The organism is Mesorhizobium shangrilense, assembly GCF_028826155.1.
GTDB lineage: Bacteria > Pseudomonadota > Alphaproteobacteria > Rhizobiales > Rhizobiaceae > Arvimicrobium > Arvimicrobium flavum.
Genome location: NZ_JAQGPN010000001.1, coordinates 3,773,793 through 3,799,314 on the forward strand (window position 1 = coordinate 3,773,793; position 25,522 = coordinate 3,799,314).

The window sequence follows — 25,522 nt, forward strand, 5'->3', positions numbered from 1 at the left end:
CAGAGAATAATGCTCGCGCTCCACGTGCATGCTTGCGCCGAATCGTTCATTTGTACAATTCGCTACAACCGTACGTTAAGAAACGGCGTGGCATTCCAGCCGATCGGCATTGGACAGGGGGAGACGTTTCATGGCCACTTTCACGGGCAGTAACGGCGCCGAGATACTCCCTAACCTGATCGACGGCCCGGCCCAGGCGATCGGCAACGACTTCGTCGATGCGCTCGGCGGTGACGACATCGCGATCGGCTGGTCCGGGGATGACGTCATCCGTGGCGGCGCCGGCGCGGACGTCATCATCGGCGGTCTGCTCAATGCAGCAGGCGTGATCACTGCGTCCGGTATCGACGCCGCCGACTACACGACCTCCGTCGACGGCGTGACCATCGACCTGTCGCAAACGGTCGCCCTCACCCTTCCAAGGCTTGGCATCAATCTGCAGCTCACCAACGCGTCGCAGGGCTTTGGCGGCGACGCGGAGGGTGACTATCTGCACGACATTGCAAACCTGATCGGGTCCAACACGGGCGGCGACAGACTTACTGGCAACGCTGCCGCCAACACATTCAACGGCCAGGGAGGCAACGACATCCTCGACGGCGGCGGCGGCAACGACATCCTGCTTGGCGGCGCCGGCGATGACGTGCTGATAGGCGGTGCTGGCGCCGATTCCCTGCAGGGCGGCTTGGGTTTCGACACGGCGGACTATTCGGGCTCGGCCTCGGCCGTGACCGTCAACCTGACTACCGGCACCGGCAGCGGCGGCGATGCACAAGGCGACACGCTCACCGGCATCGAGCGCCTGATCGGCTCGGCCGGAAATGACACCCTCACCGGCTCGGCCGGCGACGACACCCTCAACGGCGGCGCCGGCGATGACACGCTCACTGGTGGCGATGGCAACGACACCATCGAGGGCGGCCTCGGCGCCGACAACATGGACGGCGGGGCCGGCTACGACACGCTGAGCTACGCCAATGCCGCCGCCGGCGTTAGGGTGGCTTTGAACGTCTCCGCCGAATACGGCGAAGCTGTCGGCGATACGATGACCGGCTTCGAGGCTTTGATCGGCAGCGCCTTCAACGACCAACTCGCCGGCGACGGCGGAAACAATGTGGTCGACGGCGGCGCGGGCGACGACTACATCCAGCTGAGCGGCGGGGCCGACACGCTGATCGGCGGCGCAGGAAGGGACCTTGTCGACGGCCGAGTCGTTGGCTCCGGCATCACCGTCAACCTGACGACAGGTACGGGCAGTGGCGGCGGCATGGCCGCGGGAACCACATTCTCCGGCTTCGAAATGGTGCTGGGCTCGGGTTTCAACGACGTCCTGACCGCCAATCTGAACCTCGGGACCGATCTGATCGGCCTCAATGGCGCAGACACGCTCAACGGCGCCAACGGCGATGACCTTCTCGTCGGCGACAATTTTGGCGGCATTGTCGTCACCGGCGGCGCCGATACGCTGAACGGCGGCGCCGGCAATGACAGGCTCGAAGGCGGCGCCTTCGGCGACGTGCTGAACGGCGGAGCCGGCGTCGATACCATCGTCTATACCAGTTCTACGGCCGGGGTGACGATCAACCTTGCCACCGGGGCCGCCTCGGGCGGAGAGGCCCAGGGCGACACGATCATTGACATCGAGAATGTCGACGGTTCCGCCTTCGATGACGTGCTCACCGGCAGCGCCGTGGCAAACCGCCTCGACGGCGGCGCTGGCAATGATACCCTTGCCGGCGGCGGCGGAGCCGATGTCCTCATTGGTGGAGGCGGCGTCGACACCGCGGACTATTCCGCCTCCGCAGCTAGTGTAACAGTCGACCTTGCCACCGGCACGGGCAGCGGCGGCGACGCGCAAGGCGACACGCTCAGCGGCATCGAGATCCTCAGCGGGAGCGCCTTCGCCGACACCCTGACCGGCGATGCCGGCGACAACGTTCTGATGGGCGGCGGCGGCGACGACACACTCATGGGTGGCGGCGGAGCGGACACTCTCATTGGCGGTGCCGGCTCGGATACCGCAGACTATTCCGCCTCGGGCGCGGGTGTCACCGTCAACCTTTCCAGCGGCACTGGCGCCGGCGGCGACGCCCAAGGCGACACGCTCAGCGGCATCGAGAATCTCCTCGGAAGCGACTTCGCCGACACCCTCATAGGCGACGCCGGCGCGAACCAACTGACGGGCGGCGGTGGCAACGACACGATCACGGGTGGCGGTGGCGACGACGCGATCGATGGGGGCAGCGGCTCGAGTGACGTTGCAGTGTTCTCAGGCAATCGGGCCGACTACACCGTCACTTTCAACGACGCCACCGACACCTACACCGTCGTCGACGACCGAAGCGGCTCGCCGGACGGCACTGATCAGATCGTCAACGTCGAGATCTTCCGCTTCGCCGATGGAGACAAGACCCAAACAACCCTCATCAACGACACGCCGGTCGTCGCAGCCGGCATCGCCGACCAGAGCACGCTGGAGGACGCGGCGTGGAACTTTGTCGTGCCGACGGCGACCTTTTCGGACCCGGACGGAGATACGCTGACCTACAGCGCCACGCTCGCCGATGGATCGGCCCTGCCGGCCTGGCTTGACTTCAACGCTGCGACGAGAGTGTTTTCCGGCATACCCCCGCTGAACTTCGGCGGCGCAATCGACCTGAAGGTCACTGCCAGCGATGGCACGCTTTCGGTCTCCGACACCTTCACGCTGACGGTCACCCCGGTCAACGATGCGCCACAAGGCACCAGCGGCACCGTGACGGCCACCGAGAATGTCGCGTATGCGTTCACGGCGGCGGACTTCGGCTTTTCCGACACGAATGACAATCCGGCGAACGCATTGTCGGCGGTCAAGATCACCACGCTGCCCGCGGCAGGGACGCTGACGCTGAACGGCCTGGCCGTGACGGCGGGACAGGACGTGTCGAAGGCCGACATCGATGCCGGCGCCCTCATTTTCACGCCCGCTGCCGATGGCAACGGCACGGCCTACGCCGCATTCACTTTCCAGGTGCGCGACAACGGCGGCACCGCCAATGGCGGCGTCGACCTCGATCCGAACCCAAGAACGCTCACTGTCGACGTCACTGCGGTCAACGACGCGCCGCAAGGCGCCAGCGGCACGGTAACGGCGAGCGAGGATGTGGCCTATGCCTTCACGGTGGCGGACTTCGGCTTCTCCGACCCGAACGACACCCCGGCGAATGCTCTGTCGGCGGTCAGGATCGCCACGCTGCCCGCGGCCGGAACGCTTCTTCTAAACGGCAACCCCGTGATGGCAGGCGACGAGGTGTCGAGGGCCGAAATCGAGGCGGGTCTTCTGACTTTCCTGCCCGCGCCGGATGTGAACGGCACGGCCTACGCCTCCTTCACTTTCCACGTGCGCGACAACGGCGGCACCGCCAATGGCGGCGTCGACCTCGACCCGACCCCAAGGACGCTCACCGTTGACGTCACCCCGGTCAACGACGCGCCGGCTGGCTCGCCGACGGCGGTGCTGCAGCCCGGCGTCGAGGATGTGCCCTATGTCGTCAACGCGGCCGACCTGCTGGCCGGCTTCAGCGATGTGGAGAACGACCCGCTGTCGGTGATCGGCCTGTCGGCGTCGGGTGGCGGGGTCGTGGTCGACAATGGCGACGGCACCTACACGGTCACCATGCCGGTCGATTTCAACGGCACGGTGACGCTGTCCTACCAGGTCAGCGACGGCAATGGCGGAACGACCGCCGCCACGCAGAGCTTCGTGATGACGCCCGCGAACGATCCGGCCGCCGTCGGCGGAACGCTCACCGGGCAGGTCGTCGAGGCCGGCCTTGCCGGGCCCGGCGCGCCGGCTGCCACCGGCGTTGCGAGCGCGTCCGATCCGGACGGGGGTGGGAGCAGCTTCGAGCCGATCAAGGCCGGCACCGCCTCGACGCGCGGCTATGGCAGCGTCGAGATGGCCCGCAACGGCAGCTGGACCTACACGCTCGACAATGCGAATGCGACCGTCAACGGCCTGAAGCATGGCGAGACGCTGAGGGACACCTTCACCATCACGACCGCCGACGGGACGACCAGCACGGTCACCATCACCATTGCCGGCGCCGACGACGCCCTCACAGGCACCCCCGACAACGACATCCTGCATGGCGGCTCCGGCAATGACGTGTTCCGGCCGCTCGAAGGCGAGGACGACATCTTCGGCGGCGACGGCGACGACAGCGTCGTCCTGCCCGGCGATGCGGACGGCTATGTCTTCGTACAGCTCGCGAACGGCAGGATCGGCGTGCTCGACATCGATCCGTCCGACGGCGATCAGGGCGCAGATGTGCTCGACGGCATCGAGTTCATCCGCTTCGGTGCGGACAACGCCGCCGACACGCCACTCGCCGGCCTGATCGACATGGAGCAGCCGGACTGGACGCTGGACCGCTTCGAGACCGGGTTGGTGGCGGCGGTCTGGCAGCTCTTCATGCAGACGGTACCGTCGGAAGCCGGCTTCGAATACCTGATCCGCTCGGAGACCAACCCGCACGACCTGACCGACGCGTACTATTCGCCGTACAATGCGGAGAACAAGTATCTGAACTTCACCACCAACCTCGCCACCGGCAACCCGGACGGACAGGCGTGGTTCGACCTTGCGTTCGGGGCCCTGAGCTACGAGGCGGCGGTGGAGAAGGCCTTCGACCTGATCATCACCGCGGCCGCCCTCACGGCCGCCGGCGGCGATCCGGACGCGTCAAAACAGTTCTTCCTCGATGCGGAAAGCTACTTCGAGCAGGTCGCCGCCGACCGCATCGTGCCGTCGGTCGGCGTCAGCCTCGACGACGCCAAGAAGATCGCGCTGTTGAGCTCCGTGCTCTACGAGGCGGTGCGGGCCGACATAGGACCCTATGCGGATGCCGTCAACGATTTCGCCGATCAGGCGCAGCGGGTCGGAACCTCAGGCGACTTCCTCGCCGACCTGCTACAAAGCGCCTAGAGCGGAGCCGCATTTGTGCGACGCCGGACGATTTCGTCTGGCTGAAAATGCTCAAGGCGGAAGGAAGGGCGGCAACAGCCCCGATCCAGGCGACTTGCAGCGGCATGCGAGGCGCGCTCAACGCAGGTTGAGCGTCCTCAGCCGAAGCGCGTTGGCGATGACCGAAACCGACGACAGGCTCATCGCCGCCGCCGCGATCATCGGTGACAGCAGCGTTCCGAACACCGGATACAAGACGCCTGCCGCCACCGGCACGCCGAGCGCGTTGTAGATGAAGGCAAAGAACAGGTTCTCCTTGATGTTGCGGATGGTCGCCTGGGCCAGGGTCCGGGCGCGCACGATGCCGTTCAGGTCGCCCTTGACGAGGGTGATGCCGGCGCTCTCCACGGCCACGTCGGCGCCGGTGCCCATGGCAATGCCGACATTGGCGGCGGCAAGCGCCGGCGCGTCGTTCACCCCATCTCCGGCCATGGCGACGCTGGCCCCCTTGGCGTGCAGTTCCTCGATCAGCTTCTGCTTGCTTTCGGGGAGCATGTCGGCGCGCACCTCGTCGATACCGAGTTTCGCCGCAACCGCCTTCGCGGTCCGTTCGTTGTCGCCGGTCGCCATGATGATCCTGAGGCCACGCGCATGCAGCGCCTCGATCGCCTCAGCGGTCGTCGCCTTGATCGGATCGGCGACCGCGACGATGCCCGCAAGCGCGCCCTCCACGGAAACGAACATCGCCGTCTTGCCTTCCGAGCGGAGCGCATCCGCCTGCCCAGACAAGATGCCGACATCAACGCCTATGTCCTGCATCATCGCAAGATTGCCCAGGGACACCTTTCGACCGGAAACGACGCCTGAAACGCCCTTGCCGGTCACAGCCTGAAAGTCGGTTGCGTCAGCTACCGTCGCGCGGCGCTGTTGGGCGCCTTCCACGATCGCTTCGGCCAATGGATGCTCCGAGCCGCGCTCGAGGCCGGCCGCAAGCGACAGAAGATCCGCCTCGTCAAAGCCATTTGCGACGACGACGTCCGTCAGCTTCGGCCTGCCCTCGGTCAGCGTTCCCGTCTTGTCGACGATCAGCGTGTCGACGCTGGCGAAGCGCTCCAACGCCTCGGCGTCCTTGATGAGCACGCCTGCCTGCGCGCCTCGTCCGGTCGCCGTCATGATCGACATGGGCGTGGCCAGCCCGAGCGCGCACGGACAGGCGATGATCAGCACGGATACCGCCGAGACGATGCCGAACACCATGCTGGGGGCCGGCCCGAAGACGGACCACACGATAAACGCCACGATCGCGATCAGCACGACAGCCGGCACGAAGAAATAGGACACGCGGTCGGCCAGCCCCTGGATCGGCGCACGGCTGCGCTGCGCCTTGGCGACCATCTCGACGATCCGGGCGAGCATCGTTTCGGCGCCCACCCTTTCGGCGCGAATGACGAGTGTGCCGTTCTTGTTGAGCGTTCCGCCCGTGACGCTGTCACCCGTCGCCTTCTCGACCGGGACAGGCTCGCCGGTGATCATCGACTCGTCGACAGAGGAGCGTCCCTCCAGCACCGTGGAGTCGACCGGAACGCTCTCCCCGGGGCGCACGCGCAGTCGATCGCCCGCCCTCACCTCGTCCACCGGCACATCGGCCTCGCTTCCGTCGGAGGCAATGCGGCGGGCGGTTTTCGGGGCGAGATCCAACAGCGCGCGAATGGCCGAACCGGTGCGCTCCCGCGCCCGCAGTTCGAGCACCTGGCCGAGGAAGACCAGAGCGACGATGACGGCCGCCGCCTCGAAATAGACCGGCACCGCGCCGGCATGTCCGCGGAACTGATGCGGGAACAGATCCGGAAACAGCGTCGCGATCACGCTGTACACATAGGCCGTTCCGACTCCGATCGAGATCAGCGTCCACATGTTGGGACTGCGGTTGACGAAGGATTCGTAGCCCCGATGGAAGAACGGCAGCGCAGCCCACAGCACGACGGGCGTCGCCAGCACCAGTTCAATCCACACGGCGGCGGGCTCACCGATCCAATCCCTGACGGGCAAGCCGACCATCGGCCCCATGGTCAGCACCAGCAGCGGAATCGATAGAACTGCGCTGACCCAGAACCGCCGCGTAAAGTCGATCAGTTCCGGATTCGGTCCTTCCTCACCGGTCGGCACGCCCATCGGTTCGAGCGCCATGCCGCAAATCGGACAGGACCCCAGCTTGTCGCGGATGATCTCCGGATGCATCGGGCATGTGTATTGCGTGCCTGTCGGCACGGGATCCACCGCCCGGCGGTCGCCCAGATACGTCTTCGGCTCCTTCTCGAACTTGTCCTTGCAGCCCGCGGAGCAGAAGTAGAAGCCCTGGCCGTCGTGGCGGAGATGATGCTTTGCCGTCGACCGCTCAACCTCCATCCCGCAAACCGGATCCGTCGCCGTCAGATAGGCTTCCGGTTCCTTCATGAACTTGTTGCGGCACGATTCGGAGCAGAAACGATAGGTGTGGCCGCCATGGTGGGCAGTCGGCTTGCCTGACGCCGGATCGACCGTCATCCCGCAAACCGGATCACGGACTGCATCGGTCGCGGGAGCGGTCGTGTGCGCCGCATGGTCGTGCTTGTCATGGGGGTGGTGGGGTGCCGTCATCGAAGCCTCTGTCGGTAGAACGACATGCAGACTAAGGCTTCCGGCAACTGGAAGGTCAAGCGCCCCTGGCCGCATTCTCCCGGCCCGCTGTCGCACGGCCGGAGGGCCGACTTCTCGCCTCGCAGGCTTGCAGATTCAGGTGGTTGCCGGCCGCCCGCGCAGCGGCCCAACCCGGCCCGACGGCTATCGGACCACCAGCACCGGCACGTTGCTGTGCGAAAGCACCTCGGAGGTCTGGCTCCCCAGCAACAGGCGGCTCAGGCCGCGACGTCCGTGCGACGCCATCACGATCAGGCTGCAGTCCCGCGCGGCAGCGGTTTCGATGATTGCAGTGGCGGGATGCTGATCCGACACATGCATTGTCTCGACGGCCACGCCCTGCTTGTCCGCATCGGCCTGCGCAGCGGCAAGGATCGCACGCGCGTGCTCGGTTTGGCTCGCCTCGTAGCGGTCGATGTCCGCGGCGGTGGGAGCCCAGGCGTCCCCCATGCCGGTCGCCATCGGCGGAAATGGCTCCGTCACCGTGACGATCAGGACCTTGCTGCCAAGCGCCTTCGCAAGGCCTATCCCGTGGTCGACGCCTTTTTGCGCGAGTTCGGAACCGTCGGTGGTAATCAGGAGGTGGCTATACATTCTGGCATTCCCGCTGTGACGAGGCATAGCAAATCAGAGACCATAGGCTCCGTCCAGCCTTCTGGCGCGCCGCCATCCGCCATCTCCCCACTGTCGGGTTCCAGCTACTCCCCCTTTGCCTTGCGCTTGAGCTTGACGCCTGGCTTGCGCCCCAGCCCCGCCGTCTTGGCCAATCGCGAGCGCATGGCGGCGTAGTTCGGCGCCACCATGGGGTAGTCGGAGGGCAGGCCCCATTTCTCACGATACTGGTCCGGCGTCATGCCGTGGCTCGCCATCAGGTGTCGCTTCAGGGATTTGAATCGCTGTCCGGTTTCGAGCGAAATGATGTAGTCGGGAAACACCGATCGCCTTGGATTGACAGCCGGCTTCAGGTTCTCAACCTCCGCCGCCGTCTGGCGCGAGCCGAGCATCGTGATCGCGGCACTGACGTCAGCAATCACCTTCGGCAGTTCGGCAACCGGAATCGAGTTCTTTCCAACATAGGCGCTGACGATCTCTGCCGTCAGCTCAAGCAAGTTCTTCATCTTCCCCCCGGATCAACATTGTTTCGCAGGACTTGCGCGTCTGTCCGGCAACTCCGCGATTTCACCTCGAACACCGCCTTCAGGCAAAGAGACTTAGCCCGAAGAAGGCTTCCCCATCCGACATATAGTCGCTGACGAAATCGTTGACGGCCCCGGCATAGAGGCCGACGTCGGCCTTCATGGATTCGTGGAGCACCGAGCCGATCATGACGAGCTTGGTCGCCTCGGCGAGCGGGACGCCGGACGGCGTCACCCGCTCCAGCGCCACCGCCGTGTAGAAGCCAATGGAACCCTGGAAGAAGGCGAGTGCGGCGGCGACATCGATGCCGGCCCCCTCGGCCGCGGCGATGCCGACGATCGCGTCATAGGCCTTGGCCACCGCCTGGTTGAAGCTCAGCCCCCCATAGGCGGCGTCGAAGGCGTCCGCGCCGACCCCGAACGCGCCGAGATTGTTGGCGAAGTTGATGAAGCGGTTCTCCTGGTTGAAGACCGCATAGTAGGCGTCGTTGAGATCGCTGGCGTTCCCCGGCGAATCGATCAGGTAGAGGAAACCGGCCTCACCCGGCACCGCTCCGGTGAAGAACTGGTAGGTTGCGGCCACCAACTCCATGTCCCGCGCTCCAAAGAGCACCAGACCGTCGATATAGATGTCGTTCTCGATGATCGACGTGAACAGCCAAGCGTGCCCATCGACGGTCGCGGCGGCGCCTCCGGTCGACACGACGCCGACTACATAGGGTCCCGAACTGGTGTTCACCCAGACCGGGCCGCCTGAGTTGCCCGGATTGATGTCCATGGCGCTGATGTCGATGTAGTAGTCCGTCCGGTCGACCAAGGCGAAGCCCGTGTCCGCCACCATGTAGCCGTTGGCGTACCCTGGGAAGCCGGTCACATTGATGGAGCCCGACCAGAAGTTCGGGTCCATTCCCATCCAGCCCTGCGCGTTGCCGATCGGGGCCGAAAGGCTGATCAGCGCGATATCGAGTTCAGCGCCGCCCAGCGTCAGGGGGGAACCGTCGCCCGGGAAGAGAAAGCCGTCTCCGTCCGGATCGAAGTCCGTAAAATACTCGAGGTAGACGGCCGAATACGACGTATTGAATTGCGACGGATTGTACGACGCATATACGAGAACCTCGTCTGCCGCCCCATAGTTCGGGTCGTAGATCATGTGGGACGCTGTCAGCACGTCATTCGCGCCGACCAGAACTCCGGATCCGACGACCCAATTGCTGCCGAACCTGGCCTCTACGTAGACGACCGTCGTGTACGGATAGACATCCTCGTTGGGTAAGAAACTCACGAAACACCCGCCCTCACAACGAAAACATCATGAGTCTATTTGCTCATACTGTGTGTGTAGATCGCTGAATATCGATCAGTTGCGAGACAGAAGTCAACTCTAAGTGGCAGGTCCGCGATTGATCCAGACACAGGCCCCGGCAGCGCACATAGGCCCCAAGCGCGGGCGACGGTCCCCAAACCTATTTGAGGCTCTCGGCGCGCCGCTACCGACCGACGCCCCTGGACCAGCCATTTGTTATTGCCACCATTGGCTTGGCTGATACACGCAAAATGAACCTGTCTCCGAGCGAATTCCTTGGCATCTTCTCCCAATTTTCGCGGCGCGCTGTTCATGGTCGTCGCCATGGCCGGTTTCACGCTCAACGACACCCTGGTCAAGGCGGCCTCCGCCGGCATGAACATGGGCCAGGTGATGCTCGTCCGCGGCCTGTTCGCCACTGCGTTGATCGGGCTCCTCGCCTGGCATCGAGGGGCGCTGGCCAAGCCTTGGATCGGGCTGCATCCACTGATCGGCGTGCGCGCGGTTGGCGAACTCGGGGGGACCGTATTCTACCTGATCGCCCTCGCCCATCTGCCGATCGGCAACGTCTCGGCCGTATTCCAGGCGCTGCCGCTCGCAGTCACCATGGGCGCAGCGCTGTTTTTCGGAGAGCGCGTCGGCTGGCGGCGCTGGCTTGCGATCAGCGTCGGCTTCGTCGGCATCCTCATCATCGTGCGCCCCGGCATGGAAGGCTTCACCATCTATTCGGTGTACACGCTGATCTGCGTCGCCTTCTGCATGCTCAGGGATCTGGCGACCCGTCGCCTTCCGGACGATATTCCAACGCTCTACGTATCGACGTTCACGGCGGGCATCGTCACGATCTCCGGCGGACTGCTGGTCCAGCCGATGGGAGGGTGGTCGCCCCTGTCATTCGAACTTCTCATCTACCTGCTGGGCGCCAGCATCTTGCTGCTCATAGGCTATCAGTTCATCATTCAGGCCATGCGGACGGGCGAGGTTTCGTTCATCGCACCATTTCGCTACACATCGCTGCTCTGGGCCTTGCTGATGGGCTACCTGGTTTTCGCAGACGTTCCGGATATGGCCGTGCTCGTCGGATCAGCGCTTGTAATCGGATCCGGCCTCTACATGCTCTACCGGGAGCGCGTTGTCGGCCGCACGAAAGTCGTCGCCGAAAGCACCCGGCCCGACATGGCGCCTGATGGTGTATGAGCAATGAACGAGTCGCGTCCTCGCCTTCACCTCTTTTCTGTCTCTGCGAGCGACAGCAGATGACGGACAGCATCGCGGGGATCATCCTGGCAGGCGGCCGCTCACGGCGCATGGGCGAGGACAAGAGCCTGATGAGGCTGGCGGGATCGCCGCTGGTGGCGCGCGTCACGGCTCGGCTTGCGGCCCAGTCGGGACGGCTCGCGCTCAATGCGAACGGCGACCCGCAGCGCTACGAATTCCTCGGCCTGCCGATCGTCGCCGATACGACCGGCGATTTCGCGGGACCGCTGGCGGGAATCCTGGCCGGCCTGCGATGGGCCGGTGGAGCTGGGTTCCGGCGAGCGGCGACGGTTGCGACCGACACGCCGTTTTTCCCGATCGACCTGGTGGAGCAGCTCGAGCGCGCGACGCAGGATGAAGATATGATCGCCGTGGCGCGCTGCGGCGGCCGAGCCCATCCGGTATTTGCGCTGTGGCCGACGGACTGCGCGCCTGCAGTCGACGCGTTCCTGCAGTCCGGGCAAAAGGCGAGCGTCCTCGGCTTCATCGAGCGCCAGAGACATGTCTTCGTCGATTTCGAGCTCATCATCACCTCGCGCGGCCCGCTCGACCCGTTCTTCAACATCAACACGCCGGCCGAACTCGCCGAAGCGGAACAGATAGCAGCGGAGCTGGACCAATGACGCAGCGCGTGTTCGGGATCACCGGCTGGAAGAACTCCGGCAAGACCACGCTGACCGAGCGCCTGGTGGCCGAACTGTCGGCGCGCGGCTGGACGGTCTCGACGGTCAAGCACGCGCATCACGAGTTCGACATCGACAAGGAAGGCACCGACAGCCACCGCCACAGGTTGGCCGGCGCTCGCGAGGTGGCGATCGTGTCGGGTCGCCGCTGGGCGTTGATGCACGAACTGCGCGACGAGCAGGAGCCGTCTCTCGGCGAGATCCTTGGCCGCCTGGCCCCGTGCGACATCGTCCTCGTCGAGGGCTACAAGCGCGAGGCGCACAAGAAGATCGAGACGCGGCGCCGCGATACCAGCGACAGGTCACCGCTGTCCGCCAATGACCCGAACATCGTCGCTGTCGCCGCCGACACCCCCCTGCCTGGCGAGCCGCTGCCGGTCTACGCGCTCGATGACGTCCGGGCGATCGCGGACTTCATCGAGAGCGCAACTGGCCTGAAGCGGACCTAGCTGAAGCTTCCCCAGCGTCATAACTGCAAACTGGTCGACGCCACAGCCGTTTCGCGCGCCATCCCCGATTGTCCAGCGCTATCAGGTGGATTGAGATTGCTTTTTGCGAAAAAAGAGTGGGAATATCCGCGCCAGCGGCGGCGGAAAGCCGCCCGGGCGGCGCGACAGCGCTGCCGTGGATAACCCAGAGAGGAACATCATGCGAATTACCAAGCGTATCACTTTGGCGGCGTCTGCCGCCGCGCTCGCCTTGTCGCTGGGCGCTGCGCAGGCACAGGAGACGTTGAAGATCGGCACCGAAGGCGCCTACCCTCCCTTCAACAACCTCACGGCCGACGGCAAGCTCGAAGGCTTCGACATCGATATCGCCAATGCGCTCTGCGAAGAGATGAAGGTAAAGTGCGAGTTCGTGACGCAGGATTGGGACGGCATCATCCCGGCGCTGCAGGCCGGCAAGTTCGACGCCATCATCGCGTCCATGTCGATCACCGAGGAGCGCAAGCAGAAGGTCGACTTCACCAACAAGTACTACAACACCCCGCCGGCGATCGTCGCCCCCAAGGATACCGACATCAAGGGCGTCACCAAGGAGGATCTGGCAGGCAAGACCATCGGCGTCGCGACCTCGACCACGCACTTCAACTATTCGGAAAAGACCTACACCGACAGCGAGATCAAGGGCTATCCGTCGAGCCAGGAGTTCCTGCTCGACCTCGCCAACGGTCGCCTTGACGCGGTTAACGACGATATCAGCGTGCTCGAGGGCTGGCTGGCCACGCCGGACGGAGCCTGCTGCAAGCTGGTCGGCGCTATCACGCCGGTTCCGGAGATCCATGGCCCGGGCGCCGGCATCGCGGTTCGCAAGGGCGAGACGGCGCTGGCCGAGAAGTTCAATGCCGCAATCGACGCCATCCGCGCGAGCGGCAAGTACAAGGAAATCAACGACAAGTACTTCAAGTACGACGTGTACGGCGGCGAATCCTGAGACATGTCGGCAAGGCGGCGCGCAAGCGCCGCCTTGCTGGCCAGAATGATCACGGGAGTACACTGACCATATGCCGAGTGTCTGGACTCTGCTGAGCTGGGGGTCCGAAGGCTGGCTGGACGATATTGCACACGGCGTGTTCATCACCGTTGCGCTCGCCGCCGCGACCCTGCCGTTGGGCCTCCTGGTCGGCTTTTTCATCGCACTTGCCAAGCAGTCGAACGAGGCTTCGCTGAGGCTGGCGGGCAACGTCTACACGACGATTTTCCGCGGGCTGCCGGAACTGCTGACCCTGTTCCTCGTCTATTACGGCGTGCAGATCGGCCTTCAGAACGCCGCCCGTCTTATCCGGCCGGACGCGACGATCGAGGTCAACAGCTTCGTCTCCGGCATGGTGGCCCTCGGCGTCGTCTTCTCCTCCTATGCCAGCGAGGTGTTCCTGTCGGCGTTCCGGGCGATCCCCCGCGGCCAATATGAAGGCGGCTATTCCATCGGCTTGAGCAAGGGCCAGACGATGCGCCTCGTCGTCATGCCGCAGCTCATCCGGATCGCGTTGCCGGGGCTTTCCAACCTCTGGCTGATCCTGCTCAAGGACACCGCCCTGGTTTCGGCCATCGGGCTCTCGGACATCCTGCGGCAAGCCGGCGTCGCGGCTCGCGTGACCCGCGAAGCCTTCCTCTTCTTCGGTGTCGCGTGCCTGATCTATCTGGTGCTGGCCATCATCTCCTCCTTCGGCATCGGCGCCATCGAGCGGAGCGTCGGACGCCATGAGGGCACGCGATGACGCTTGCCGCTGAAACGTCGGCCATCGAGATTCCTCCGCCAGTCGAGCGCGGCTGGCCGCGCGAGCGCATCCTCGGATATGTGCTGCTTGGCCTGTGGGCGGCCGCCGGGCTAGGCATCGTCGCCTACCTCGTCGGCGCATGGAATCCTGAGCTTTTCGACCGGTGGGCGCCCGCCTATCTGTCGGGCCTCGGCGTGACGCTCACCCTCGTCGCCATCTCGATCGCGCTGGGCGCAATCCTTTCGATCCCGATCGCCTACGCCCGCATGTCCCGCAATCCGGTGCTGTCCGCATGCGCCTACGGCTACGTTTACTTTTTCCGCGGCACGCCGCTCTTGGCGCAGACGTTTCTCATCTATTACGGCCTCGGCTCGTTTCGTCCGGAATTGCAGGCACTGGGACTTTGGGGCTTCTTTCGTGAAGCCTGGTACTGCGCGGTCCTCGCCTTCTCGCTCAACACCGCTGCCTATCAGGCCGAAATCCTGCGCGGCGCCATCGAGAGCGTCCCGAAAGGCCAGTGGGAGGGCGCCGCGTCGCTGGGCATGCACCGGCTGCCGACGCTCTGGAAGGTGATCCTGCCCCAGGCGCTGATCGTGGCGCTGCGGCCCTACGGCAACGAAATCATCCTGATGATCAAGGGATCCGCCATCGTCGCGATCATCACCGTTCCCGATCTGATGGGCCAGACCCGGCTCGCCTTTTCCCGCAGCTTCGACTTCCAGACCTATGTCTGGGCGGCTCTCATCTACCTCGCCGTCGTCGAAACGCTGCGGCATGGGATCGACTGGATCGAACGCATCATCACCCGCCACCTGAAGAGATAGCGTCCGGACGGGGCTATCGCGCCAGCATCCAGTTGAGGACATCCCGCCAGTCGGTCATCCGGATCGGCGTGCCGTGCGACCCGGTTTCGAACCGCACGAAGCGCGCCGGGTATCCGGGTCCGAGCGAACGATAGAAGGCCTCCTGCTTCTCGACGGGAAACACGCTGTCGCGGCTGCCGTGTCCGAAGAACACCGGCAGCTTGCGCCTGTACGCCCTCGAATTCCGGAAACCGTCGTCCCACAGCGAACCGAGCAGCAACAGTCCCGAGAGCCTCTCGCTGGTCTTGGCCTGGGCAAGACCCCAGCACAACTGGCCGCCCATCGAACCGCACGCCACGATCACGGGCGCGCCAGGCGATTGTTGCGCGTAGTGATCGATCAAGGCCCCGACGTCCCGCAAGCCGCCATCCTCGAAGTCAGGGAAGTCGGGCGACAGATAGAGCCCGCCATTGGCGGCCGCCAGGTTCTTGATGCGGTTGAAATTGCCGCCGAAGGTGAAGTCCTCGACGCCCTGCTTGCGGCTGCCGCCCTGGCCATGAAGATAAAGAACGATGAAACGTGCGCCATCTGTCTTGCCGACAGCAAAATGACGAACAGCCGCACCACCGTCGGTCTTCAGCACCAGATCCCTCTGCACCTTGCGGACGCCGAGCGAGACATATTTGCCCTTGACGCGGCGCTCCGCCACCTCGTCGCGCCGGTCGATGTCGCGCTCCTCGGAATAGTCCACGACCTTGTAGGCGCCGCCGTCCTGCTGGGAGAGGATGGCGGGATAGGCGAACAGGGCGTCCTTGTAGGGTTTCAGTGGATCGGCGGAGGCGGCGGCGACAGTAGACGCAAGTGCCGCGATAACCACACCCGCGAGGTACGCATGGCGCAACGACGACGCCAGTCCGCCAGCGTTCGCTCTGAACGAAAGGGGGAATGCCGGAGTTTGCGCTCTCCTGGACTTAAGGCAAAAAATCAACTGTTCAGTCCTGTAGCACGCCGCCCGCGCTCGCCATTGCGTCGGGCGTGTCGACGTCGATGAACGCGCCCTCCCCGATCTCCACGTCGATCACGTTGGCGCCTTCCGCCTCCACCAGGTGACGCGCGCCGGTGTCGCCCTCCAGATGGGCGATCGCGGGAAAGAGCGCGCGCGGCAGGATGACGGGATTGCCTCGCTTTCCCCTGAAGGTGGCGCGCACGATCGAGTGACCGCCATCGGCCACGAACGCGCTGATCATGCGGTCGAGGTCGTCCACACCGACGCCGGGCATGTCGCCAAGCACGATCATCGCCCCGGCAGCGCCGGGCGAGAGGGCCGCGATGCCAGCCTTCAGCGAGCTTGCGAGCCCGGTCGTGACATCATGGTTCTCCGCGATGGTCGCATCCAGCCCCTGCAGCGCCGCGCGGACCCGGTCGTTCTGATGTCCCGTGACGACGACGACCCGATCGGCGCGCGATGCGAGCGCGCGCTCCGCCGTGCGGCGAACGAGCGGCTTGCCTTCGAACAGCGCCAGAAGCTTGTTCGGCCCGCCCATGCGGCTCGAGCGCCCCGCCGCGAGCAGAACGATCTCGACGTTCGGCCGCTTCTCCGTCGCCTGCGCTTCGCGCGGCTGCGGACGGCTGGCGATCTCCATGAGCAGCCCGCCGACGCCCATCCCTGCGATGTCGGAATGCGTGACCGGTATGCCAGCCAGCAGGCGGTCGAGAACCCAGTCGAAGCCGTTCTCCTTCGGGCTGCGGGCGCAGCCCGGCGCGCCGACCACCGGTTTTCCATGAAGTTCGCCGAGGATGATGAGGTTGCCGGGATCGACCGGCATGCCGGCACGCGTGACGGTTCCGCCCGCCTGCCGAATCGCAGCCGGGATCACGTCGTCGAAATCGCTCATCGCAGACGCGCCGAATACAAGCACCATGTCGCTGTCGCGGTTGAGAGGCGGGAGCAGGTCCGCGACCGCCGAAGCCTCGTGTGTCGTACGCCGCTCGGCAACCACCCGGCTGCCCGAGCGCGCAAGCCGCTCCTCAGTCACCCGCACGGTCTTGTCGAGCACGCTCGGCTTCACCGTCGGCAATTGCGTCTGGATCACCGCCACACGGCTCGGCCGGAACCGGGACACGCGGAAGATCTCGCCGGAACGACAGATGGCCTCGACCCTGTCGACGACGGCTCGAGAGACGGCAAATGGGATGATCTTGACCGTCGCCACCATCTGCCTGGGTTGGACCGGCGCGTAATCCTTGAGCGTGGCGATGGTCACGGTCGGGTCCACCGCATTGATCGCATCGATCATCGCACGGTCGACCGTAAAGAGCCCGGCCGCATCGGCATGGAGGTTGACGCGACCGGTTGCCGGCGGCTTCACCTCGACGCCCGCAAAACGCATCGCAGCCACGATGCGCGCCGCTGCCTCGTCCTCGCCAAGATCATCGGCCTCCAGGGTCGCGGCGATCACCTCCACCAGGCCCGCTGCCTTCAACGATCTTATGTCATCGGCGCTCAGCCGGTGCGCCTTGCGCAGGCGCACGTCGCCGGCGCTTGTCGCATGGGCGAGGATCGCGCCTTCCGCCTCATCCAGCGCAATGAGACCAAACTTCACGCCGCCGCACTCCGGGCTTCCCTGCCGCGCGAGCGGAAGGCCTCGATCACCTGCGCCAGGATGGCGACGGCGATCTCGGCCGGAACCAGCGCGCCGATGTTGACGCCGATGGGCGCCTGGATGCGCTCGATCTGATCCTGACCGACGCCCATGGCGAGAAGCCGCTCGGCGCGCTTGGCGTGAGTCTTGCGGCTGCCCAGCGCACCGACATAGAAGCAGCCGGCGTCCAGTGCGGCCTTCAGCGCAAAGTCGTCGATCTTGGGATCATGCGTCACGGCAGCCAGCGCGGTGTATCCGTCGAGTGGCCGCGCCTTCAGGGCGTCCTCCGGCCATTCCGCCAAGAGCTCGACATCGGGGAACCGCTCGGGGCTGGCGAAAGCCGTGCGCGGGTCGATGATCTCGGCCGGATAGCCGGCGACCTTCGCCATCGGTGCGAGCGCCTGGCTGATATGGACGGCGCCGATCACCACCAGCCGAGGCTGCGGCATGTAGACGTTGAGGAAGCACTCGCGGCCATCCGCGGTGACTGCACCGGACTGGCCGGTATGAAAGGCCTTGCGCACCATCTCGCCAAGCTCGCCACCCAACGCCGCCGCCTCGGCCTCCGGAATGACGCGGTGCGCTTGGGTCGCAGGCTCGGTGAGCAGTATGACCGCCCGGCGCGCACGGCGCTCGGCATTCACCGCCTTGAGACAGGAAACGTCCATTGTCAGCCCAGCCTCTCGACATAGACCTTGATGCGGCCGCCGCAGGAGAGGCCCACGCGCCATGCGGTCTCGTCCGCCACGCCAAATTCCAGCAGCTTCGGATCGCCGGTTCCGATCACGTCGACCGCTTCGGAGACGACCGCGCCTTCGACGCAGCCGCCCGAGACGGAGCCGTGGAAATTGCCGTCCTCATCGATGACGAGGTGGCTGCCGACCGGCCGTGGGGCCGAGCCCCAAGTCTCCACCACCGTCGCCAGCGCCACACCGCGGCCGGTGTTCTTCCAGTCCTCGGCGATCAGCAGCGGATCGCGGGTTTCATCGAGATGCACACTGTCCATCCTGGATCTCTCCCTGGTCGCGCCGGTCAGGCGGCGCTCCTGGCCGCATCGAACCACTTGCGCGGATCGGATTGCGCGGCGTTGCCGGCCGACAATGCCCCGCAGAGGTCGGCCAGCGCATTCAGATTGTGGACGGCGCGGAACTCATCGACATGCGGCAGCATCGCTTTCACCCCTCGCGCCCGGGGCTCGAAACCGTCGAAGCGCAGCAGGGGATTGAGCCAGATCAGGCGCCGGCAGGATTTCCTCAGCCGATCCATCTCCTCGCCGAGCCCCGTCACGTCGTCGCGCTCGAGGCCGTCGGTGATCAGGAGCACGATCGCGCCCTGCCCCAGCACCCGACGCGACCACAACCGGTTGAACTCGTGGAGCGTGTCCCCTATGCGGGTGCCGCCCGACCAGTCCTTCACCACCGTCGCGCATTCGGCAAGTGCCGCGTCGGGATCGCGATGGCGCATCTGCCTGGTCAGGTTGGTCAGGCGCGTGCCGAAGACGAAGGTGTGCACGCGTCGCCGTTTCTCGGCCAGCGCATGCAGGAAATGCAGGAAGATGCGGGTGTACTGGCTCATTGAACCGGAAATGTCGGCCAGCGCGACCAGCGGCGGATGCACCTCGCGGGGCGAACGGAACTTGGGCAGGATCAGCTGCCCGCCGGTGCGCACAGCAGAGCGCATCATCGCCCGCGGGTCAGCACGATCGCCGCGCGGGTCCGGCGTGTAGCGGCGCGTCCTGACGGAATCGAACGGCAACCTGAGCGCCGCAATCGCCTGCCTGGCCTCCGCCAGTTCGGCAGCCGACATCTGCGCGAAATCCTTGGCGCGCAGCACCTCGTTGCCGGAAACGGTGAAGCGGGCGTCCACCTCGATCTCCGGGATCTCGCGCGGCGGCTGGTTTTTCTGGTGGCCCTCGAACATCGCCTGGCTGACGCGGTTCTCGGCCGCGCGCGGCTTCTGCTTCTCGCGGTGGTCGGGCGCCACCGGCGAGAACATGGCGATCATCTTCTCGATCAGCTCGCGCGACTTCCAGAACAGCCGGAACGCCTCGTCAAAGACCTGGTGATCCTCGTGCCGCGTCACCAGCACGGCGTGCAGCGTCCAGTAGAAGTCGTCGCGGCTGCCGATGCCGGCCGCCAGCACCGCCTCTATGGCATCCTTCACCGAGGCCGGGCCGACGCGCATGCCGGCCTTGCGCAGCGCACGGGCGAAATAGACGATGTTGTCGGCGATGCGCCCGTCGGTGTTGGCTGCGCTGGCTATCGTCACGCGCGCCGCCTCACGCCGAAACCGGCAACAGTTCGAACACGCGCGCCTCCCGGCTGGCTGCCGCCACATCGCCGCGCTTGAGCAAGGCACGAATGCGATCCAGCTTGAGGGCGTCTTCCTTGGAGATGTATGGTCCCCAAGCACCGTCATCGGGAACGAGCTCAATCTCGACCTCGGCGGCATATCTGTCGGTGTGCACGAAGCGAACGGCCTTCCGCTTCATTTTGGCCTCCTCTTCAAGAAATCGGCGCTCCATCTGCTTGCATCCGGCCTGTACGCGGTGACGAGCGTCGCTTCATCCGGTGAGTTCTTCGCGATGCCCCACAAGACGTGCACAGGTTCCTGACGGCCGATCGTCTGCAGGACGAGAACGCATGGGCCCTTGTAATAATCTTGGTATTCCTCGACCTGCGTGGCCTGAGGCAGACCCTCAAGCAGCTCTCCAAAGGAGATATCATCCTCGGTAAGCTCTTCAAAGCCATGCGCGGAAACCCGGACCTTCCCCGCGCTGACCAGTCGCTGGATAGTCGCCAGCAGGTTTTCCATCTACTCGGCCGCGGCGAGTTCTGCCCTGACCTCGTTCAGCAAGCGCCGGCCCTCGCCCTGATCGATGCGCGCAATGTCATCCTGATATTTCAGCAGGACGCCGATCGTGTCGGACACCGTTTCGGGATCGAGCGCCACCTTGTCCAGTTCGGTCAGCGCGCCCGCCCAGTCGATGGTCTCGGCCACGCCGGGCACCTTGAACAGCTCGAGCTCGCGCAGCTTCTGTACGAACCGCACCACTTCCGCGGAGAGCCGCCGGTTGGCCTGCGGCACCTTGCGGTGCACGATGTCCAGCTCGCGTTCGGCGTTGGGATAGTCCACCCAGTGATAGAGGCAGCGTCGCTTCAGCGCGTCATGTATTTCGCGCGTACGGTTGGTCGTGATGATGACGATCGGCGGCTCCTCGGCCTTGATGGTGCCGAGTTCCGGCACCGTCACCTGGAAGTCCGCCAGGATCTCGAGGAGGAACGCCTCGAATGCCTCGTCGGTGCGGTCGAGTTCGTCAATGAGGAAAACGGGCGCCGCACCCGTCGTGCCAGTGAGCGCGTCCAGCACCGGACGCCGGATCAGGTATTTCTCCGAGAAGACATTGCGCTCCATGTCCTTCCGGTCGACCTGCCCCGCCGCCTCCTCCATGCGGATCTCGATCATCTGGGCGGCGTAGTTCCACTCGTAGACTGCTGAGGAGACGTCCAGGCCTTCGTAGCACTGCAGGCGGATGAGCCTGCGGCCCAACGCCGAGGCGAGTACTTTTGCGATCTCTGTTTTGCCAACTCCTGCCTCGCCCTCGAGGAAAAGCGGTCGCTTCATGCGCAGCGCGAGAAAGAGCACCGTCGCCAGCGCGCGGTCGGCAACGTAATCGGCGCCTGAAAGCAGCTCGAGCGTCTCGTCGATCGATTGAGGCACGGGACGCGGAGAGTTTTCAGACATTTGCCGCCCCGGGCTCAGAGAACGTGATAGGCGCGATCGTGGTATATAAGCGGCCGGAGGTTATCGCCGATGCGCAGGCCTGTCACCTTGCCAAATAGCACACGGTGTGTGGCCAGTTCCTTGGTGTCGATCAGTTCGCAGTCGAACACGGCGACCGCGTCCACCAGTGTCGGCGCCCCGGACGCGATGACGTCCCATTCCGCCATCGCGAAGCGCTCTTCCGGTGAGAGCCGGGTCACGCCCGAGAAGGCCACGGCCATCGGTTCGTGTTTCACTGCCAGCGTGTTGAGCGCGAAATTGCCGTTCTGGAGGAAGAGATCGTTGTTCGGGTTGTGACGGTTCACGCAGGACAGCACCATCGGCGGACCGTCGGAAACGGAGCACGCAGCGATCACCGTCGTCCCCCGCCTGCCGGCGGGACCGTCGGTCGTGATGACGTGCACGGCGCCCGCGAAACGGCTCATGGCGTCGCGGTAATCCTGTGGCTCGATAACGTGTTTCTTCAGCAATGTGATAATTCCAGAAAGTGGCTCGGCGTTATATATGGCCGTAGCGCGCAGGCCACAAGGAACGCGCGCGTTGCGCGAGTGGCCATTACTCACTAACCAGTCGTCCATCGTTCCAAGGGCCGAGCTATTCCAATTTGACCAACTGGCTGCGAACCATAGCTGCGATCGGCGGCGTCCTTCTGGCTGACGCCGCGCAGGCCGGCGGCATCGGCCTGTCGGCGCCGTTGTCGGGTCCGTCCGCGATCCTGGGCGAACAGATGCAGACGGGTGCACGCGCGGCTGCCGCGGCAACCGGCGTTGCGCTCGAGGTCGCCGACGATGCCTGCACGGCGGCCGGCGGAGCAGATGCCGCGCGTCGCTTCGTCGAGGCAGAGGTGTCGGTCGTGGTCGGATACCTGTGCACCGAGGCGTTCGAAGCGGCGCTGCCGATCCTCAAGGAGGCGGGCATACCGGCCATCACGGTCGGCGTTCGCACCGACAGCCTTACCGACCGACGCGAGAAGACGGGCTGGCCGGTGTTCCGCCTGGGACCGCGCGGGGACAGCGAGCGCGAAGCCGCCGCCCGGATCCTGTCGAAACTCTGGCGGCAGGACCTGTTCGCCATCGTGGACGATGGGACCATCTATGGACGCGAGCTGGCCGAGACGGTCCGCGCGGCGGCCGAGCACGCTGCGTTGAAGCCGGTCTTCGTGGATACCTTCCGCCCCCAGATGGACAACCAGATTGCCCTGATCGGCCGCCTTCGCAAGGCCGGCGCCACGCACGTCTTCGTCGGCGGCGACCGCGAGGACGTCGCCGTGATGGGCCACGACGCCGCGCAGCTCGGCGTGCCCCTGACCATCGCCAGCGGCGAGACGCTGCGCGCTGCGCCGGATGAAATGACGGTCGCCGAAGGCACCCTCATGATCGCCATGCCGGAATGGCACGTGATCGCAGAGCCTTCGGTCGTCAATGCGATCCAGGACAAGGGTGCGGTCGCGGAAGGCTATGTGCTGCCTGCCTATGCCGCTGTGCAGGTCGCCGCGGCGGCGGTCGAGAAAGCTGCCGCCGCAGGCGCCGACGTTGTGCGCTCGCTCTCCGAGGACAGGTTCGAGACCGCGCTCGGCCCCGTGAAGTTCGACTCCAAAGGCGACCTGGCGCAGAATCCCTATCGCCTCTTCCGCTTCGATCACCGCCGCTTCGTGCCCATGGAATCGCAATGAGCTTTCAAGCCGGACCCAGGAACCTCATCACCGACGTGGCGGGCCTCAAGGTGGGCAACGCGGCCGACCACCGGCTGAAATCCGGCGTGACGGCCGTCGTCTGCGACGAGTCGGCCGTCGCCGCGGTTCAGGTACTCGGGGGCGCGCCCGGCACGCGGGAAACCGACCTTCTGGAGCCCCACAACTCCGTCGAGACCGTCAACGCCCTCGTGCTGTCGGGCGGGTCCGCCTTCGGGCTCGATGCCGCCTCGGGCGTGCAGGCGGCGCTGCGCGAGCAGGGCATCGGCTACCTCGTGCGCGATCAGATCATTCCGATCGTACCGGCCGCGATCGTCTTCGACCTGGCGAATGGCGGCGACAAGGACTGGGGACGCTATGCGCCCTACCGCGAACTCGGCCACCAGGCAGCCGCGGAAACCTCCCTCGACTTCCCGTTGGGAACCGTGGGCGCCGGGGTGGGCGCACTGAGCGCGGGGCTCAAGGGCGGGCTTGGCTCGGCCTCCACGGCCCTGCCGAACGGCGTCACCATAGGAGCATTGGTCGTCGCAAACCCGGTCGGCTCGGTGACGGTCGGCAGCACCAGGCATTTCTGGGCTGCGCCGTGGGAAATCGGCGACGAGTTCGGCGGCCTCGGGTTCCCCTCGCCGCTCCCGGCTGACGCGCAGAAGGTCCGCCTCAAGTTCCGCGACAAGCCGCGCGACCTGGAAAACACTACCATCGCCGTGATCGCAACCGACGCCGTGCTGACCAAGGCCGAGGCCAAGCGGCTCGCGATCGCCGCCCACGACGGATTTGCACGCGCGATCTGGCCGACCCATACGCCGGCCGACGGCGACCTGGTGTTCGCTCTGGCGACGGGAAGCAGTGGCAAGAGGCTCGCTCTCGACGACGCCATCGACCATTACGCGGCAGCAGGCGCAACAATGGCCCGCGCCATCGCTCGCGCGGTGTATACCGCGACGCCGGCCCCGGGCGATCTCTTCCCGGTCTGGTCTTCCAGATCGTAAGGTGCTGCAATGAATCGACAGCGAGTGCTGCGGATCCAACAGGTTGCACCCAGACACAGGTTCCAGGATAGCTCGATGACCCGTTCGCTCACGAGACATGCTGCTCGCGCCGGTCGGCGAGCACTTGCGCTGGCTCTGCTGCTGCCAGCGCTGTCGCTGCCGCTGCACGCCGGCGACACAGCCCAGCTCAACATCCTCGGCTTCAGTGAGGACGGAAGCATCTTCGCCTTCGAGGAATACGGCATCCAGGACGGTTCCGGCTTTCCCTACGCCAACCGCTACTACGTCGACACGGGCACCGACGCGTTCGTGAAGGGCACGCCGATCCGCGTCAGGCTGGATGACGAATCGGCATCCCTCGGCGTCGCCCGGGCGAAGGCCCGGGAAAGCGGAGAGAAGATCGTCGCCGAGAAGGTCCTGCAGGCGAACCCCGGCTTTACCGCCGCCTTCAACGCCGTCACCGAGGTGAATGCCGACCCTGCACGGATCGTTGCCTACCCGTTCCCGGTCTTTCCGCCGATCGCACAGGCGTTGGAATTCCGGCTCGAGGAAGTTCCGGTCGCTGAGGACGAGCGCTGCCACGGCCTCGGCGAGATGAAGGGCCTTCGCCTGCTCCAGATCGACCCTAGTGCGGGAGGCGTAACGCGTATCGTGCACGAAGACACGACCGTTCCGCAAAGCCGCGGCTGCGCCATCGGCTACAGGCTCGCGGGCTTGCAGACCCACGCACCCGACGGCAGCCTCGGCAGCTATGCAGTGCTGATCGCAGTCGAACGGGTCGGCTTCGAAGGTCCGGATTACCGGTGGATGGCGGTCACGGGGCGTCCATGACGCATACCGCCCTCTCGCCCGAGAAGCATCCAGAGGTGCTACCCTCCGGCCTGCGCGCGCGGCTGCGGGCGTCGGCCCCGCCGCCACGCATGGCGATGGCGGGAGCAGCACTTTGGACTGTCGCTATCGCCGCAAGCGCCGGCTACGGCCTTTACGTTCGTGGCTGGCAGACGGCGGAGACTGCGCGCATCATCCTCGGCATCATCGTCTTCGGCGCTGCCCTCGCATTTCCCATCGCGCTATGGGGCGCCCGCTTTCTCGCGATCGGCCGTCCCGCCCCGGTGGCGTTCGTTGCGTTTTTCATCTCGTCGGTGCTCATCACCGCCGGCGTGACGGCCGTGACCTATGCGCTCTACTATCGCCTCTACTTCGTGCAGTGGCACGACGCACCTTTCACGAAAACCTGGGCGATCCAATTCTTCTTCACAGTCGCGGGCGCTCTCTTCCAGTTCGCGGTGCTGGGCTTGCGCCTCTATTTGCCGTTCGGGCTCGTCGTCGCGCTGATGGGAAGCCTCTGGTTTGCGCGCATGTCGCGTTGAACCTTTGGCCGCACGCTGTTAGGACGC

General features: G+C 65.3%; 24 protein-coding genes. 11 read left to right on the forward strand and 13 right to left on the reverse strand.

Annotated elements, in window-relative coordinates:
- Positions 1–130: 130 nt before the first annotated feature.
- Positions 131–4,966 carry a beta strand repeat-containing protein gene (locus PD284_RS18255; protein ID WP_274629574.1) on the forward strand — a complete coding sequence of 1,612 codons (4,836 nt, stop codon included), beginning with the start codon at positions 131–133 and terminating at the stop codon, positions 4,964–4,966.
- Between the two features lie 117 nt (positions 4,967–5,083).
- On the opposite strand, the gene PD284_RS18260 is transcribed toward PD284_RS18255, so the two are convergent.
- The 4 genes from PD284_RS18260 to PD284_RS18275 all read right to left on the reverse strand — a co-directional run bounded on the left by PD284_RS18260 (position 5,084) and on the right by PD284_RS18275 (position 10,039).
- Entirely contained in the window at positions 5,084–7,582 is a 2,499-nt protein-coding gene (locus PD284_RS18260; protein WP_274629575.1) for a heavy metal translocating P-type ATPase, read from the reverse strand.
- 183 nt (positions 7,583–7,765) lie between these two features.
- A complete protein-coding gene (locus PD284_RS18265) occupies positions 7,766–8,215 on the reverse strand; it encodes a universal stress protein (RefSeq protein WP_274629576.1) in 450 nt (149 codons plus the stop codon).
- A 104-nt stretch (positions 8,216–8,319) separates the two neighbouring features.
- Positions 8,320–8,739, reverse strand: a complete 420-nt coding sequence (locus PD284_RS18270) for a Ros/MucR family transcriptional regulator (protein WP_274629577.1) — start codon at positions 8,737–8,739, stop codon at positions 8,320–8,322.
- Between the two features lie 79 nt (positions 8,740–8,818).
- Positions 8,819–10,039: a trypsin-like serine protease gene (locus PD284_RS18275; RefSeq protein ID WP_274629578.1), complete on the reverse strand. Its 1,221-nt coding sequence runs from the start codon at positions 10,037–10,039 to the stop codon at positions 8,819–8,821.
- 297 nt (positions 10,040–10,336) lie between these two features.
- Between PD284_RS18275 and PD284_RS18280 the strand changes: the two genes are divergently transcribed.
- The 6 genes from PD284_RS18280 to PD284_RS18305 all read left to right on the forward strand — a co-directional run bounded on the left by PD284_RS18280 (position 10,337) and on the right by PD284_RS18305 (position 15,042).
- Positions 10,337–11,257 carry a DMT family transporter gene (locus tag PD284_RS18280; RefSeq protein WP_274629579.1) on the forward strand — a complete coding sequence of 307 codons (921 nt, stop codon included), beginning with the start codon at positions 10,337–10,339 and terminating at the stop codon, positions 11,255–11,257.
- A 59-nt stretch (positions 11,258–11,316) separates the two neighbouring features.
- Complete coding sequence (gene mobA, locus PD284_RS18285) at positions 11,317–11,940, forward strand: molybdenum cofactor guanylyltransferase MobA (protein WP_274629580.1); 624 nt, start codon at positions 11,317–11,319, stop codon at positions 11,938–11,940.
- On the forward strand, positions 11,937–12,449 hold the full coding sequence (gene mobB, locus PD284_RS18290) for a molybdopterin-guanine dinucleotide biosynthesis protein B (protein ID WP_274629581.1): 513 nt from the start codon (positions 11,937–11,939) through the stop codon (positions 12,447–12,449). Before mobA ends, mobB begins: the two co-directional genes overlap by 4 nt.
- Before the next feature lie 199 nt (positions 12,450–12,648).
- Positions 12,649–13,434 (forward strand): ABC transporter substrate-binding protein, encoded by a 786-nt coding sequence (locus tag PD284_RS18295; RefSeq protein ID WP_274629582.1) that lies wholly within the window; start codon positions 12,649–12,651, stop codon positions 13,432–13,434.
- A 70-nt stretch (positions 13,435–13,504) separates the two neighbouring features.
- Positions 13,505–14,218, forward strand: coding sequence for an ABC transporter permease (locus PD284_RS18300; RefSeq protein WP_274629583.1), 714 nt, complete (start codon positions 13,505–13,507; stop codon positions 14,216–14,218).
- Positions 14,215–15,042 (forward strand): ABC transporter permease, encoded by an 828-nt coding sequence (locus PD284_RS18305; RefSeq protein ID WP_274629584.1) that lies wholly within the window; start codon positions 14,215–14,217, stop codon positions 15,040–15,042. The genes PD284_RS18300 and PD284_RS18305 overlap by 4 nt, the downstream gene beginning before the upstream one ends.
- A gap of 13 nt (positions 15,043–15,055) precedes the next feature.
- Here the strand turns inward: PD284_RS18305 and PD284_RS18310 are convergent, their stop codons facing one another.
- The 9 genes from PD284_RS18310 to PD284_RS18350 form a co-directional block, all read right to left on the reverse strand.
- The gene (locus PD284_RS18310) at positions 15,056–15,922 is read right to left on the reverse strand and encodes an alpha/beta hydrolase (protein ID WP_411956231.1); all 867 of its coding nucleotides are present in this window, start codon (positions 15,920–15,922) and stop codon (positions 15,056–15,058) included.
- Between the two features lie 91 nt (positions 15,923–16,013).
- Complete coding sequence (locus PD284_RS18315; RefSeq protein ID WP_274629585.1) at positions 16,014–17,624, reverse strand: molybdopterin-binding/glycosyltransferase family 2 protein; 1,611 nt, start codon at positions 17,622–17,624, stop codon at positions 16,014–16,016.
- Positions 17,621–18,331 (reverse strand): XdhC family protein, encoded by a 711-nt coding sequence (locus PD284_RS18320; protein ID WP_274629586.1) that lies wholly within the window; start codon positions 18,329–18,331, stop codon positions 17,621–17,623. The genes PD284_RS18315 and PD284_RS18320 overlap by 4 nt, the downstream gene beginning before the upstream one ends.
- 2 nt (positions 18,332–18,333) lie before the next feature.
- Entirely contained in the window at positions 18,334–18,669 is a 336-nt protein-coding gene (locus PD284_RS18325; RefSeq protein ID WP_274629587.1) for an XdhC family protein, read from the reverse strand.
- Positions 18,670–18,695: 26 nt separating this feature from the next.
- Positions 18,696–19,931, reverse strand: coding sequence for a vWA domain-containing protein (locus PD284_RS18330; protein ID WP_274629588.1), 1,236 nt, complete (start codon positions 19,929–19,931; stop codon positions 18,696–18,698).
- Positions 19,932–19,941: 10 nt separating this feature from the next.
- Positions 19,942–20,154 (reverse strand): hypothetical protein, encoded by a 213-nt coding sequence (locus PD284_RS18335; RefSeq protein ID WP_274629589.1) that lies wholly within the window; start codon positions 20,152–20,154, stop codon positions 19,942–19,944.
- Complete coding sequence (locus PD284_RS18340) at positions 20,151–20,477, reverse strand: DUF4258 domain-containing protein (protein WP_274629590.1); 327 nt, start codon at positions 20,475–20,477, stop codon at positions 20,151–20,153. Before PD284_RS18340 ends, PD284_RS18335 begins: the two co-directional genes overlap by 4 nt.
- Positions 20,478–21,407 carry an AAA family ATPase gene (locus PD284_RS18345; protein ID WP_274629591.1) on the reverse strand — a complete coding sequence of 310 codons (930 nt, stop codon included), beginning with the start codon at positions 21,405–21,407 and terminating at the stop codon, positions 20,478–20,480. It lies immediately after the preceding gene.
- Positions 21,408–21,421: 14 nt separating this feature from the next.
- Entirely contained in the window at positions 21,422–21,916 is a 495-nt protein-coding gene (locus PD284_RS18350; RefSeq protein WP_274629592.1) for a flavin reductase family protein, read from the reverse strand.
- Positions 21,917–22,050: 134 nt separating this feature from the next.
- On the opposite strand from PD284_RS18350, the gene PD284_RS18355 reads away from it, so the two are divergent.
- The 4 genes from PD284_RS18355 to PD284_RS18370 all read left to right on the forward strand — a co-directional run bounded on the left by PD284_RS18355 (position 22,051) and on the right by PD284_RS18370 (position 25,495).
- On the forward strand, positions 22,051–23,118 hold the full coding sequence (locus PD284_RS18355; RefSeq protein ID WP_274629593.1) for an ABC transporter substrate-binding protein: 1,068 nt from the start codon (positions 22,051–22,053) through the stop codon (positions 23,116–23,118).
- Positions 23,115–24,125, forward strand: coding sequence for a P1 family peptidase (locus PD284_RS18360; RefSeq protein ID WP_274629594.1), 1,011 nt, complete (start codon positions 23,115–23,117; stop codon positions 24,123–24,125). The genes PD284_RS18355 and PD284_RS18360 overlap by 4 nt, the downstream gene beginning before the upstream one ends.
- Positions 24,126–24,200: 75 nt before the next feature.
- Positions 24,201–24,956, forward strand: coding sequence for a DUF2259 domain-containing protein (locus PD284_RS18365; protein ID WP_274629595.1), 756 nt, complete (start codon positions 24,201–24,203; stop codon positions 24,954–24,956).
- Positions 24,953–25,495, forward strand: coding sequence for a hypothetical protein (locus PD284_RS18370; protein WP_274629596.1), 543 nt, complete (start codon positions 24,953–24,955; stop codon positions 25,493–25,495). The genes PD284_RS18365 and PD284_RS18370 overlap by 4 nt, the downstream gene beginning before the upstream one ends.
- Positions 25,496–25,522 lie beyond the last annotated feature (27 nt).